This window comes from Kitasatospora sp. NPDC036934 (assembly GCF_055608425.1).
On sequence record NZ_JBVJQR010000016.1, the window covers coordinates 98,093 to 111,128 of the forward strand.

Consider the following 13,036-nt stretch of genomic DNA (forward strand, 5'->3'; position numbering starts at 1 on the left):
GAGGGCGAGGACTGGCACCGGCCGTTGGCACGCCGACTTATCTCTTGCCGGGTTGACGGGCCCGGCAGAGTCATACATGGAGGCACGATGGGGCGCTTTGTCGCGAGGCGACTGCTCCAGATGATCCCGGTGTTCCTCGGAACGACCGCACTCATCTTTTTCATGGTGCACTTGCTGCCCGGCGACCCGCTGGCAGCACTGTGGGGCGACAAGGCGCCGGACCCGGTGCAGCTCGCAGCCCTGAAGCACCAGCAGGGACTCGACCAGCCGCTGCTGCAGCAGTACTTCACCTACATGGGGAAGCTGCTCACCGGTGACTTCGGGACCTCACTGGACGGCCGACCGGTGCTCGACAAGATCACCGAGGCGCTGCCGGTCACGGTCCGGCTGGCGCTGTTCGCGTTCGTCATCGAGATCGTGCTCGGCATCGGCATCGGCCTGTTCGCCGGCCTGCGCCGCGGCAAGGCGTTCGACAAGGGCGCGCTGGTCCTCACCCTGCTGCTGATCTCGATCCCGGTCCCGGTGCTGGGCTTCGTCTTCCAGACGATCTTCGGACAGAACCTCAAGTGGGTGACCCCGACCGTTCAGGACAGCAACGACATCACTCAGTTGACGCTGCCGGCCATCGTGCTCGGCTCGCTCTCGCTGGCGTACGTCGCGCGCCTCACCCGTACCTCCATAGCCGAGAACATCAAGGCCGACTACGTCCGGACCGCGGTGGCCAAGGGCCTGCCGCGCCGGAAGGTGATCGGCACTCACCTGCTGCGCAACTCGATGATCCCGGTGGTCACCTTCCTCGGTACCGACCTGGGCGCCCTCATGGGCGGCGCGATCGTCACCGAAGGCATCTTCAACGTCAAGGGTGTCGGCCACGCCCTCTACCAGGCGATCAACATGAAGGAGGGCGCGACCGTCTCCGGTTTCGTCGCCTTCTTGGTGCTCGTCTACCTCGCCGCCGGCCTGATCGTCGACCTGCTTTACGCGGTCCTGGACCCGAGGATCCGTTATGCCTGACCTGACCGAGAAGAAGACGGCCGAGGAGATCCCGGCCCAGGCCGCGGTCGCCGCGGTCGCCAAGCCGGAGAAGGCCCGCAGCCTCGGCTCCGACGCGTGGCACGACCTGCGTCGCAAGCCGATCTTCGTGATCTCCGCGCTGCTGATCCTGCTGCTGATCGTGATCGCGATCGCCCCGGGCCTGTTCACCTCGGTGGACCCGCGGGCCGGCGACCTGCGCAACCACTACCTGACGAAGCCGAACTACGGGAACCTGTTCCAGGCGGACTGGTTCGGTTACGACCTCCAGGGCCGCAGCATCTACGCCCGCGTCATCTACGGTGCCCGCGCCTCGGTCGTGGTCGGCATCTGCGTCACCTTCGGCGTGACGATCCTCGGCGGCATCACCGGTATGCTCGCCGGCTACTTCGGCGGCTGGGTCGACACGATCATCTCCCGCGTCACCGACATCTTCTTCGGCATCCCGCTGCTGCTCGGCTCGCTGGTGATCCTCAACGCCTTCACCTCGCGCACCGTGTGGAGCGTGGTCTTCGCGCTGGTCGCCCTGGGCTGGACCCAGATGACCCGTGTCATGCGCGGTTCGGTGATCACGGTCAAGCAGTCCGACTTCGTGACCGCGGCCAAGGCGCTCGGCGCAGGCACCACCCGGATCCTGTTCAAGCACATCCTGCCGAACGCGATCGCTCCGGTGATCGTGGTCGCGACCATCGCGCTCGGCGGCTACATCGCCACCGAGGCGACGCTGAGCTTCCTCGGCATCGGCCTGCAGGACCCGACCATCTCCTGGGGCATCGACATCAACTCGGCCCAGAAGGTGATCCGTACGGCGCCGTTCGCCCTGTTCTTCCCCGCCGGCATGCTCAGCCTGACCGTGCTGGCCTTCATCATGCTCGGCGACGCGGTGCGCGACGCCCTCGACCCGAAGCTCCGCTGAGAGAAGAGGTGACGACCCGATGACCACCGTGATCGAGAACAACAGCCAGAAGAACGATCGTCTCGAAGTCGGAACCCCGCTCCTGGAGGTCAAGGACCTCCACGTGGAGTTCCACACCCGGGACGGCGTCGCCAAGGCCGTGAACGGAGTCAACTACTCCGTCGCGGCCGGCGAGACCCTCGCCGTGCTCGGCGAGTCCGGCTCCGGCAAGTCCGTGACGGCCCAGACCATCATGGGCATCCTGGACATGCCCCCGGGCAAGGTGACCCAGGGCGAGATCCTGTACCGCGGCCGGGACATGCTCAAGATGAGCAACGAGGAGCGGCGCAAGATCCGCGGCCGGAAGATCGCGATGATCTTCCAGGACGCGCTGTCCGCGCTCAACCCCGTGCTCAGCGTGGGCTACCAGCTCGGCGAGATGTTCCGGGTGCACCAGGGCGCCTCCAAGGCCGAGGCCAAGGCCAAGGCCATCGAGCTGATGGACCGGGTGCGCATCCCGGCCGCCAAGCAGCGGGTGAACGACTACCCGCACCAGTTCTCCGGCGGCATGCGCCAGCGCATCATGATCGCCATGGCGCTGTCGCTGCAGCCCGACCTGATCATCGCCGACGAGCCCACCACCGCCCTGGACGTCACCGTCCAGGCCCAGGTGATGGACCTGCTGGCGGAGCTCCAGGCCGAGTACAACATGGGCCTGATCCTGATCACCCACGACCTCGGCGTGGTCGCCGACGTCGCGGACAAGATCGCCGTGATGTACGCGGGCCGGATCGTCGAGACCGCCCCGGTGCACGACCTGTACGCGAACCCCGCGCACCCGTACACCAAGGGCCTGCTCCGCTCGATCCCGCGCCTGGACCAGAAGGGCCAGGAGCTGTACGCGATCAAGGGCCTGCCTCCGAACCTGCTCAAGGTTCCGGCCGGCTGCGCGTTCAACCCCCGCTGCGACGTCGCCACCGACCTGTGCCGCACGGAGGCCCCGGCGCTGCACCACGTGACCGACGAGGACGGCACGGAGCTCACCGGCCGCCGCAGCGCGTGCCACCTTTGGAAGGAGACCCTCCATGGCTGAGAACATCCTGGAGGTCAAGGACCTGGTCAAGCACTACCCGCTGACCCAGGGCGTCCTCTTCAAGAAGCAGGTCGGCGCGGTCAAGGCCGTCGACGGCATCAGCTTCGAGCTGAAGAAGGGCGAGACGCTCGGCATCGTCGGCGAGTCCGGCTGTGGCAAGTCCACGCTGGCCAAGGTGCTGATGAACCTGGAGCGGGCCACCTCCGGCCAGGTGCTGTTCAAGGGCGAGGACATCTCCACCCTGGGCGGCGCGGCCCTGAAGGCCGTCCGGCGCAACATCCAGATGGTGTTCCAGGACCCGTACACCTCGCTGAACCCGCGCATGACGGTCGGCGACATCATCGGTGAGCCCTTCGAGATCCACCCCGAGGTGGCGCCCAAGGGCGACCGCCGCAAGGCCGTCCAGGACCTGCTGGACGTCGTGGGTCTGAACCCTGAGTACATCAACCGGTACCCGCACCAGTTCTCCGGCGGTCAGCGCCAGCGCATCGGCATCGCCCGCGGCCTCGCGCTCAAGCCGGAGATCATCATCTGCGACGAGCCGGTCTCCGCCCTGGACGTGTCCGTCCAGGCGCAGGTGATCAACCTGCTGGAGCAGCTGCAGGGCGAGTTCGGCCTCTCCTACATGTTCATCGCGCACGACCTCTCCATCGTCCGGCACATCTCCGACCGCGTCGGCGTGATGTACCTGGGCAAGATGGTCGAGATCGGCTCCGACGAGCAGATCTACGAGAACGCCACTCACCCGTACACCCAGGCGCTGCTGTCGGCCGTGCCGGTGCCGGACCCGGCGGCGCGCGAGAACCGCGAGCGGATCATCCTCGCCGGGGACATCCCCTCGCCGGCCAACCCGCCGTCCGGCTGCCGCTTCCGCACCCGCTGCTGGAAGGCGGAGGAGCGCTGCTCGACGGAGGTCCCGCTGCTGGCGATCCCGACCACGCTGGAGGGCCCGGCCGCCCACGAGTCGGCCTGCCACTTCGCCGAGGTCCGGGAGTCGGCCGCGGCCTGACGTCCCGTACGCACCCGGAAGGGCCCGTGGCTCCGGCCACGGGCCCTTCCGGCGTTCCGTCAACTCCGCAGCGCGTCGAGGCACCCGTCCGGGTGCCCCCGACTCGCGCCGTCGCCCGGGCGCGCTTCTCATGGGGTGTGATGCGACACACACCCTGAGGAGGGACCTCCATGCCCGTAGCCGCCCGCGCTCGCCTGGTCCTCGCCGCTGCGACGTCCGTGGTCCTGGTGGCCACCGGGTGCAGCAGCAGCGGTGGAGGAGGCAGTAGCTCGTCGGACGCCACCAAGACCTTCAGCTACCAGAGCAACGAGCCGCAGAACCCGCTGCAGCCCGCCAACGCGAACGAGGTCGGCGGCGGTCGCATCATCCAGAACCTGTTCAAGGGCCTGGTGGACTACGACCCCACCAACGCCAAGATCCGGATGCAGGTCGCGAGCGCGATCGACACGAGTGACTCCCAGACCTTCACCGTCACGATGAACGACGGCTGGACGTTCCACGACGGCACCCCCGTGCACGCCAAGAACTTCGTCGACGCCTGGAACTGGGCTGCCAACCCGGCGAACAACCAGATCAACAGCTCCTGGTTCTCGGACATCGAGGGCTACCAGGACGTCCACCCGGCCACCGGCAGCCCGACCGCGACCAAGATGTCCGGGCTGACCGTCACGGACGACCTGCACTTCACCGTCAAGCTGAACCACAAGGTCTCGTACTTCGAGTACAAGCTCGGCTACATCGCCTTCTCGCCGCTGCCGGACGCCTTCTTCAACGATCCGGCCGGATACGGGCAGAAGCCCGTGGGCAACGGTCCGTACCAGTTCGTCAGCTGGTCGCACAACAGCCAGGTGGTCACCAAGTCCTACCCGGGCTACAAGGGCGTGGACAAGCCGAAGAACGGCGGCATCGTCTTCAAGATGTACACCACGTCCGAGGCCGCCTACGCCGACCTGCAGTCCAACAACCTGGACGTGATGGACCAGGTGCCGCCGTCCGCTCTGGCGACGTACAAGAACGACCTCGGCGACCGGGCGGTGGACGCCCCGCAGGGCGCCATCCAGAACATCGGCTTCACGCTCTACCAGGCCGACTGGGCAGCGCCCGAGAAGGCCCAGGTACGTCAGGGCCTGTCGATGGCGATCGACCGCGCGACCATCACCAAGACCGTGCTGCAGGGTTCCCGGGCGCCCGCCAGCGCCTGGGTGGCCGAGGGCGTCGAGGGCTACAAGGCGGGCACCTGCGGGGACTTCTGCAACTTCGACGTCGCCAAGGCCAAGCAGCTGATCCAGCAGGGCGGCGGCGTCCCCGGCAACAAGGTGCTGATCACCTACAACGCGGACGGCGGCCACAAGGAGTGGGTCGACGCGGTCTGCAACTCGATCCGGCAGAACACCGGCGTCGACTGCCTGGGAGACCCCAAGCCCGATTTCAAGACCGCCCGCCAGGCCATCACCTCGCACCAGCTCAACGGTGCCTTCCGCACCGGCTGGGTGCAGGACTACCCGCTGAACGCGAACTTCCTGGCCGATGTCTACCGCACCGGCGCCGCCTCCAACGACACCGGGTACAGCAGCCCCCAGTTCGACGCCGCCGCCACCAAGGCCGACGAGGCCGCCAGCGTCGCCGACACGGTGACCGGCTACCAGCAGGCCGAGGCGGTGCTGGCGACCGGGATGCCGACCATCCCGCTCTGGTACTACCGCACCAACTCGGGCTACTCGACCAAGGTGCAGAACGTGAAGTTCGACTCCTTCGGCAACCCGGCCTGGACGCAGGTCGAGGTCAAGGGCTGATCCCGGCCCCTGATCCCCGCGCCGGCCCCGTCCTCCCCGCACGGAGGGCGGGGCGCGGTCTCCCTGCCCGCCCGGCCCGCCCGGTCGGGCACCTAGGAAGGAGGCTCGATGGGCAGTTACGTGCTGCGGCGGGTGCTGCAGATGATCCCGGTGTTCTTCGGCACCACACTGCTGATCTTCGTGATGGTCTACACGCTGCCGGGCGACCCGGTGGTCGCCCTGTTCGGCGACAAGGCCGCCGACCCGACCGTGGTCGCGAGCATCAAGCACACGTACTACCTGGACCAGCCGGTCTGGAAGCAGTACCTGCACTACATGGGGAACCTCTTCCAGGGGGACTTCGGCACCAGCTTCACCGGCCGACCGGTCGCCGACATCATGGCGGACGCCTTCCCGGTCACCATCCGGCTGGCGCTGCTGGCCTTCTCCTTCGAGCTGGTCGTGGGACTCGCCTTCGGCGTGCTCTCCGGGCTGAAGCGCGGCAGCATCGCGGACACCCTGGTGCTGATCCTGACCCTGGTGGTGATCTCGATCCCGGTCTTCGTTCTGGCCTACATCGCGCAGACCGTGTTCGCCACCAACCTGGGCTGGGTCACGCCGACGGTGCAGGACAGCTACGACCTCACCCAGCTCATCCTGCCGGCCGCCGTCCTGGGCTCGCTCTCGCTCGCGTTCGTCGCCCGGCTCACCCGGACCTCCATCGGCGAGAACCTGCGGGCCGACTACATCCGTACCGCGACCGCCAAGGGGCTGCGCCGACGGACCATCATCTCCCGCCACCTGCTGCGCAACTCGCTGATCCCGGTGGTCACCTTCCTCGGCACCGACCTCGGCGCGCTGATGGGCGGTGCGATCGTCACCGAGGGCATCTTCAACGTGCAGGGCATCGGCAACGTCCTGTACCGGGCGATCAACCAGAAGGAAGGCCCGACCGTGGTCGGCATCGTGACCGTCCTGGTGATCATCTACCTGGTCGCCAGCCTGCTCGTCGACCTGCTCTACGCGGTCCTGGACCCGAGGATCCGCTATGCCTGACATCCACGACGAGGACTCGTACCGACCCCACCCCAAGCCGGGCATCTCCCGCCTCGACTACGCGGGGGAGCAGGGTATGGCCGTCGAGCAGGAGACCCTGGTCGAACCCGACCCGGAGAAGCGGGAACAGGCCCGCAGCCTCTGGGGCGACGCCTGGCGGGACCTGCGCCGGCGGCCGATCTTCCTGCTCTCGGTGGTGCTGATCCTGCTGCTGGTCGTCATGGCGATCTTCCCCTGGGCCTTCACCGACGCCAACCCGCGCAAGGCCGACCTGGTGCACGACTACCTCAAGCGGCCGGACTGGACGGACTTCTTCGGTGCCGGCTGGTTCGGCTACGACGCGCAGGGCCGGTCCATCTACGCCCGGGTGGTCTACGGCGCCCGGGCCTCGATCACCGTCGGCATCTTCGTGACCGCGGCGGTCACCCTGCTCGGTGGGCTGACCGGCATGGTCGCCGGGTACTACGGTGGAGCCGTCGACGCGGTGATCTCCCGGATCATCGACATCTTCTTCGGCATCCCGCTGCTGCTCGGTGCCCTGGTGCTGCTGAACGCGTTCACCATCCGCACGGTGTGGACCGTGGTGCTGGCCCTGGCCGTCCTCGGCTGGACCCAGATCGCCCGCGTCATGCGCGGCGCGGTGCTGACCGTCAAACAGTCCGACTACGTGGTGGCGGGCAGGGCGCTGGGGGCCGGGACGGGACGGCTGATGCTCCGGCACATCCTGCCGAACGCGGTCGCGCCGGTGATCGTGGTGGCGACCATCGCGCTCGGCGGCTACATCGCCACCGAGGCGACGCTGAGTTTCCTCGGCATCGGCCTGCAGGACCCGACCATCTCCTGGGGCATCGACATCTCCTCCGCCCAGAAGGTGATCCGCACGGCGCCCTACGTGCTGTTCTTCCCGGCCGCGGCGCTCTCCATCACCGTGCTGGCCTTCATCATGATGGGCGACGCGGTGCGCGACGCCCTCGATCCGAAGCTTCGCTGAGCGAGGGGAGCGCATCGTGAGTACAGCGGTGGACACCACCGGGCACGGACGGGACGCGGCGTACCAGGGGCCGCTGCTCGACGTGCGGGACCTGCACGTCGAGTTCGTCACCAGGGACGGCGTCGCCAGGGCCGTGAACGGGGTCGACTACTCCGTCTCCGCCGGTGAGACGCTGGCGGTGCTGGGCGAGTCCGGCTCCGGCAAATCGGTGACCGCGCAGGCGATCATGGGCATCCTGGACATGCCACCGGCTCGGATCCCGCGCGGCGAGATCCGCTACCGGGGCCAGGACATGCTCAAGATGGGCAAGGAGGAGCGGCGCAGGATCCGCGGCCAGAAGATCGCGATGATCTTCCAGGACGCGCTGTCCGCGCTCAACCCGGTGCTCAGCGTGGGCTTCCAGCTCGGCGAGATGTTCCGGGCGCACCACGGCGTCTCCCGCAGGGAGGCCACCGGCAAGGCCGTCGAACTGATGGACCGGGTGCGCATCCCGGCGGCCAAGCAGCGGGTGAACGACTACCCGCACCAGTTCTCCGGCGGCATGCGCCAGCGCATCATGATCGCGATGGCGCTGGCCCTGGAACCGGACCTGATCATCGCGGACGAGCCCACCACCGCCCTGGACGTCACCGTCCAGGCGCAGGTGATGGACCTGCTCGCCGAACTGCAGTCCGAGTACCACATGGGGCTCATCCTGATCACCCACGACCTGGGCGTCGTGGCGGACGTCGCGGACAAGATCGCGGTGATGTATGCGGGCCGGATCGTCGAGACCGCCCCGGTGCACGAGTTGTACGCGCGGCCCGCGCACCCGTACACCCGCGGCCTGCTGGACTCCATCCCGCGGCTGGACCAGAAGGGCCAGGAGCTCTACGCCATCAAGGGCCTGCCGCCCAACCTGCTGCGGATCCCCAAGGGCTGCGCCTTCAACCCGCGCTGCCCCCGCGCGCAGGACGTCTGCCGGACCGAGGTGCCCGAGCTGTTCGAGGTCATCGAGGACGACGGGACGCCGCTGGAGGGCCGCGGCAGCGCCTGCTTCTTCTGGAAGGAGACCCTCCATGACCGGTAACGGGGCCAGCGCACTGGGCGCGGTGGTGCCGGAGGGGGCCGCCTTCACGCAGGAGGTGCCGCGCGGGGAGCCCATCCTCGAAGTCCGGGACCTCGTCAAGCACTTCCCGCTGACCCAGGGCGTCCTGTTCAAGAAGCAGGTCGGCGCCGTCAAGGCGGTCGACGGGGTCAGCTTCGACCTGATGCAGGGCGAGACGCTCGGCGTCGTCGGCGAGTCCGGGTGCGGGAAGTCCACCCTGGCCAAGGTGCTGATGAACTTGGAACCGGCCACCGGAGGGTCCGTCCGCTACAAGGGGGAGGAGATCTCCCGGCTGTCCGGATCCGCGCTGAAGGCCGTCCGGCGCAACATCCAGATGGTGTTCCAGGACCCGTACACCTCGCTGAACCCGCGCATGACGGTCGGCGACATCATCGGTGAGCCCTTCGAGATCCACCCCGAGGTGGCGCCCAGGGGTGACCGCCGCAAGGCCGTCCAGGACCTGCTGGACGTGGTCGGGCTCAACCCCGAGTACATCAACCGGTACCCGCACCAGTTCTCCGGCGGTCAGCGCCAACGCATCGGCATCGCCCGGGGGTTGGCGCTCAAGCCGGAGATCATCATCTGCGACGAGCCGGTCTCGGCCCTGGACGTGTCCGTCCAGGCGCAGGTGATCAACCTGCTGGAGCAGCTGCAGGGCGAGTTCAACCTGTCGTACATGTTCATCGCCCACGACCTCTCCATCGTTCGGCACATCTCGGACCGGGTGGGGGTGATGTACCTGGGGAAGATGGTCGAGATCGGCAGCGACACCCAGATCTACGACCATGCGACCCACCCGTACACCCAGGCGCTGCTCTCGGCGGTGCCGGTGCCGGACCCGACGGCGCGCGAGACCCGGGACCGGATCGTGCTCACCGGGGACGTGCCCTCGCCGGCCAACCCGCCCTCGGGGTGCCGGTTCCGCACCCGGTGCTGGAAGGCGCAGGAGCGGTGCGCGGTGGAGGTCCCGCTGCTGGCCGCGCCGGGCTGGCTGTCGGGGGCGGCGCGGCACGACTCGGCTTGTCACTTCGCGGCGGAGCGCGAGATCGGGCAGGGCGCGGCGGAGCGTGATCGTGCGGCGGAGCGCGAGATCGGGCAGGGCGCGGCGGAGAAGGGCGACGGGCAGGCCCCCGGCTGACGGCGCGCCGGATCGGCTGCCGCCCCAGGGCGCGTCCTCGCGACGAGGGCGCGCCCTTCGCCGTGATGGAACCGAGATCTGCCGCGGGCTCCCCAAGTGGCTGCACTTCCTTGATAGTTGCTCTGCGCCTGTCGATGGTCGCTGCTGCGCTGAGGAGGGCTGCCCACATGGACGCGGTGGAGGTGACCGGCGGCGGACGGGAGAACCTGGTGCCCGGGACGCCGTTGCTGGAGGTCGAGGACCTGCACGTCGAGTTCCACACCCAGGACGGCGTGGCCAAGGCCGTCAACGGAGTGAGCTACTCGGTGTCGGCGGGGGAGACGCTGGCGGTGCTGGGCGAGTCCGGCTCGGGCAAGTCGGTGACCGCGCAGGCGGTCATGGGCATCCTGGACATGCCGCCCGCCAAGATCACCTCGGGGCGGATCCTGTTCCGGGGCGAGGACCTGCTGGCCATGAGCCCCAGGGTCCGGCGGACGGTCCGGGGCCGGCAGATCGCGATGATCTTCCAGGACGCGCTGTCGGCGCTCAACCCGGTGCTCAGTGTGGGCTACCAGCTCGGCGAGATGTACCGGGTGCACCAGGGGCTGTCGCGCGCCGAGGCGAAGACGAAGGCCGTCGAGCTGATGGAGCGGGTGCGCATCCCGGCGGCCAGGCAGCGGGTCGGCGACTACCCGCACCAGTTCTCCGGCGGGATGCGCCAGCGCATCATGATCGCCATGGCGCTCTCCCTGGAGCCCGACCTGATCATCGCGGACGAGCCCACCACGGCCCTGGACGTGACGGTGCAGGCCCAGGTGATGGACCTGCTGGCGGAGCTGCAGGCCGAGTTCAACATGGGCCTGATCCTGATCACCCACGACCTGGGCGTGGTCGCCGACGTGGCCGACAAGATCGCCGTGATGTACGCGGGCCGGATCGTCGAGACGGCGCCGGTGCACGAGCTGTACGCGCGGCCCGCTCACCCGTACACCAAGGGCCTGCTGGCATCGATCCCGCGGCTGGACCAGAAGGGCCAGGACCTGCACGCCATCAAGGGGCTGCCGCCCAGCCTGCTGAGGGTCCCGGAGGGCTGCGCCTTCAACCCCCGCTGCGACCGGGTGCAGGACCGCTGCCTGACCGAACTCCCGCCGCTGGTACCGGTGGCGACCGAGGACGGGGCCGAGCTGCCGGGGCGCCGCAGCGCCTGCCACTACTGGCGGGAGACCCTGCACGGCTGAGGGCCGGCGCTACTTGGTGAAGCCGACGTTCTCCCAGACGATGTCGGACAGGCCCTGGGCGCCGATGTTGGCGAGGTCGGCGCGGGCGCCGTACAGCTGGGGGCGCTGGTAGAGCGGCAGCACGCCGGCCACCTTCCAGAGTTCGCCGTCGGCCTGGTTGATCGCCTCGGAGGCGGTGCCGGCGTCGGTGGCGCCGGCCGCCCGGTCGAGGGCGGCGTCCGCGGCCGCGCTGCCCGCGCCGGCCCGGTTTCCGGCGCTGTTCTGGGCGTAGCTGGCACGGCTGCCGCTGGCCGGGAACGGGGTGCCGAGCAGCGCGTAGACGGCGATGTCGAAGTCGTCGCGGTTGACGTACTTGTCGAAGAAGTCGTTGGGGGCGGCGGTCACCGGGGTGACCTTGATCCCGACGTCCTTGAGCATCTTGGAGAGGGACGTCGTCTCGTTCTGGGCGACGGCGACCCCGGTCGGGACGACCATCCGCAGGTTCAGCTCGCGGCCGTCCTTCTTCCGTACGTCGCCGTCGAGCTTCCAGCCCGCCGAGTCCAGCTTGCGGGCGGCCTCGGCCGGGTCGAAGCGGGACAGGCCCAGGGAGTTGTCGCGGTAGCCGTTCTGGTTGGCGACCAGCAGGTGGTTGTTGAGCGGGACGGCGGGCCAGTCCAGGCCGTTGAGGTCGGTGCGGATCAGGGCGTCCCGGTTGATCGCCTGGAAGACGGCCTGGCGGACGGTCGGGTCGGTGAGCAGCGGGCTGCGGGCGTTCAGGGTGAGCTGGCGGAAGTCCGGCCCGCCGGCCCGGCGGACGGCCGCGCCCTTGGTGTTCCTGATGACCTGGTAACCGGCCAGGTCGGGGCCGTTGTCGAGGAGGTCGATCCCGCCCTTGGCGAAGGCGGTGCGCATCGCGTCGGGCAGCATGGCGTGGAAGACGATCCGGTCCAGCACGGGCTTGTCGCCCCACCAGGTCGGGTCGGCGACCAGGGTGACGGTCTGCGCGGCCGGGTCCAGGCGCTCGACCTTGAACGGGCCGGCGGTGAGCGGGATGGCGTCCAGGTAGGCCGAGTTGAAGAGGTCCGGGGTGGCGACCTTGCTCGCGGGCAGCAGCGGGGCGTTGGCGGCGCTGTTGAACATCGACTGCCACTCGGAGAACGGCCGGTCGAAGGTCATCACGGCCTGGAAGTCGTCCTTGCCCCGCTCGACCGAGGTGACCTGCTCGAAGCCGGAGGTGCTGGAGGGCCGGTAGGCCGGGTCCTTGCCGTTCAGGGCACGCCAGTTGGCCTCGATGTCGCGCCAGGTGATCGGGGTGCCGTCGGACCAGTGGGCCTTCGGGTTGAGCGTCCAGGTGACCACCTGGCGGCCGTCCCTGATCTCGGAGTGGGCCTCCTGGAGGTAGGCCGGGTTGACGGTCTGGGTGCCGGCCGCGTCCGAGCGGAAGAAGGTCGGCAGCAGCGGCTTGCTGACCGCGACGGTCGAGGACACCGTGCCGTCGGTCTGGATCGGCGACCACTGGTGGGAGAACTGGGCGATCGCCAGGTTCAGGGTGCCGCCCGGGCGGAGCTGGGCGCGGTCGTGGGCGTTGATGTCGACCGAGGTGAGCTTGGGCATCCCGGCGTTGGCGCCGGGCACCGCGTCCGCGGCGGCGCCGTCCGACCCGGAGGAGCAGGAGCAGAGCGCCAGGGAGAGGGTGAGGACGGCGAGACCGGCGAGCAGTGCCGTCCGGTGGTGCTGGAGGCGGCGGCCCATCGGCGTGGCTCCCGG

At 69.0% G+C, this 13,036-nt stretch carries 11 protein-coding genes; 10 read left to right on the forward strand and 1 reads right to left on the reverse strand.

Translation table 11 applies throughout. From position 1 onward, the window contains the following. Positions 1–87 precede the first annotated feature (87 nt). The 10 genes from ACZ7BZ_RS24795 (at position 88) to ACZ7BZ_RS24840 (ending at position 11,290) form a co-directional block, all read left to right on the forward strand. Positions 88–1,014: an ABC transporter permease gene (locus tag ACZ7BZ_RS24795; RefSeq protein ID WP_470360195.1), complete on the forward strand. Its 927-nt coding sequence runs from the start codon at positions 88–90 to the stop codon at positions 1,012–1,014. After that, the gene (locus ACZ7BZ_RS24800; protein ID WP_470360196.1) at positions 1,007–1,948 is read left to right on the forward strand and encodes an ABC transporter permease; all 942 of its coding nucleotides are present in this window, start codon (positions 1,007–1,009) and stop codon (positions 1,946–1,948) included. Before ACZ7BZ_RS24795 ends, ACZ7BZ_RS24800 begins: the two co-directional genes overlap by 8 nt. A 19-nt stretch (positions 1,949–1,967) precedes the next feature. Next, complete coding sequence (locus tag ACZ7BZ_RS24805; protein WP_470360197.1) at positions 1,968–3,020, forward strand: ABC transporter ATP-binding protein; 1,053 nt, start codon at positions 1,968–1,970, stop codon at positions 3,018–3,020. Then, the gene (locus ACZ7BZ_RS24810; protein ID WP_470360198.1) at positions 3,013–4,029 is read left to right on the forward strand and encodes an ABC transporter ATP-binding protein; all 1,017 of its coding nucleotides are present in this window, start codon (positions 3,013–3,015) and stop codon (positions 4,027–4,029) included. The genes ACZ7BZ_RS24805 and ACZ7BZ_RS24810 overlap by 8 nt, the downstream gene beginning before the upstream one ends. A 170-nt stretch (positions 4,030–4,199) precedes the next feature. Next, positions 4,200–5,822: a peptide ABC transporter substrate-binding protein gene (locus ACZ7BZ_RS24815; RefSeq protein WP_470360199.1), complete on the forward strand. Its 1,623-nt coding sequence runs from the start codon at positions 4,200–4,202 to the stop codon at positions 5,820–5,822. A 108-nt stretch (positions 5,823–5,930) separates the two neighbouring features. Then, on the forward strand, positions 5,931–6,857 hold the full coding sequence (locus ACZ7BZ_RS24820; RefSeq protein ID WP_470360200.1) for an ABC transporter permease: 927 nt from the start codon (positions 5,931–5,933) through the stop codon (positions 6,855–6,857). 76 nt (positions 6,858–6,933) lie between these two features. Beyond that, the gene (locus ACZ7BZ_RS24825; RefSeq protein WP_470360245.1) at positions 6,934–7,848 is read left to right on the forward strand and encodes an ABC transporter permease; all 915 of its coding nucleotides are present in this window, start codon (positions 6,934–6,936) and stop codon (positions 7,846–7,848) included. A gap of 13 nt (positions 7,849–7,861) precedes the next feature. Next, the gene (locus ACZ7BZ_RS24830; RefSeq protein WP_470360246.1) at positions 7,862–8,917 is read left to right on the forward strand and encodes an ABC transporter ATP-binding protein; all 1,056 of its coding nucleotides are present in this window, start codon (positions 7,862–7,864) and stop codon (positions 8,915–8,917) included. Next, positions 8,907–10,073 (forward strand): ABC transporter ATP-binding protein, encoded by a 1,167-nt coding sequence (locus ACZ7BZ_RS24835; protein ID WP_470360201.1) that lies wholly within the window; start codon positions 8,907–8,909, stop codon positions 10,071–10,073. Before ACZ7BZ_RS24830 ends, ACZ7BZ_RS24835 begins: the two co-directional genes overlap by 11 nt. A 167-nt stretch (positions 10,074–10,240) precedes the next feature. Continuing rightward, positions 10,241–11,290 carry an ABC transporter ATP-binding protein gene (locus ACZ7BZ_RS24840; protein ID WP_470360202.1) on the forward strand — a complete coding sequence of 350 codons (1,050 nt, stop codon included), beginning with the start codon at positions 10,241–10,243 and terminating at the stop codon, positions 11,288–11,290. 9 nt (positions 11,291–11,299) lie between these two features. Here the strand turns inward: ACZ7BZ_RS24840 and ACZ7BZ_RS24845 are convergent, their stop codons facing one another. After that, positions 11,300–13,021 (reverse strand): ABC transporter family substrate-binding protein, encoded by a 1,722-nt coding sequence (locus tag ACZ7BZ_RS24845; RefSeq protein ID WP_470360203.1) that lies wholly within the window; start codon positions 13,019–13,021, stop codon positions 11,300–11,302. Positions 13,022–13,036 lie beyond the last annotated feature (15 nt).

Bases quoted from the DNA above. Each gene is read 5' to 3' on its own strand.
- ACZ7BZ_RS24820 (WP_470360200.1), top strand. From the start codon at position 5,931: ATGGGCAGTTACGTGCTGCGGCGGGTGCTGCAGATGATCCCGGTGTTC.
- ACZ7BZ_RS24845 (WP_470360203.1), bottom strand. From the start codon at position 13,021: ATGGGCCGCCGCCTCCAGCACCACCGGACGGCACTGCTCGCCGGTCTC.
- ACZ7BZ_RS24835 (WP_470360201.1), top strand. From the start codon at position 8,907: ATGACCGGTAACGGGGCCAGCGCACTGGGCGCGGTGGTGCCGGAGGGG.
- ACZ7BZ_RS24825 (WP_470360245.1), top strand. From the start codon at position 6,934: ATGGCCGTCGAGCAGGAGACCCTGGTCGAACCCGACCCGGAGAAGCGG.
- ACZ7BZ_RS24810 (WP_470360198.1), top strand. From the start codon at position 3,013: ATGGCTGAGAACATCCTGGAGGTCAAGGACCTGGTCAAGCACTACCCG.
- ACZ7BZ_RS24805 (WP_470360197.1), top strand. From the start codon at position 1,968: ATGACCACCGTGATCGAGAACAACAGCCAGAAGAACGATCGTCTCGAA.
- ACZ7BZ_RS24840 (WP_470360202.1), top strand. From the start codon at position 10,241: ATGGACGCGGTGGAGGTGACCGGCGGCGGACGGGAGAACCTGGTGCCC.
- ACZ7BZ_RS24800 (WP_470360196.1), top strand. From the start codon at position 1,007: ATGCCTGACCTGACCGAGAAGAAGACGGCCGAGGAGATCCCGGCCCAG.
- ACZ7BZ_RS24815 (WP_470360199.1), top strand. From the start codon at position 4,200: ATGCCCGTAGCCGCCCGCGCTCGCCTGGTCCTCGCCGCTGCGACGTCC.
- ACZ7BZ_RS24795 (WP_470360195.1), top strand. From the start codon at position 88: ATGGGGCGCTTTGTCGCGAGGCGACTGCTCCAGATGATCCCGGTGTTC.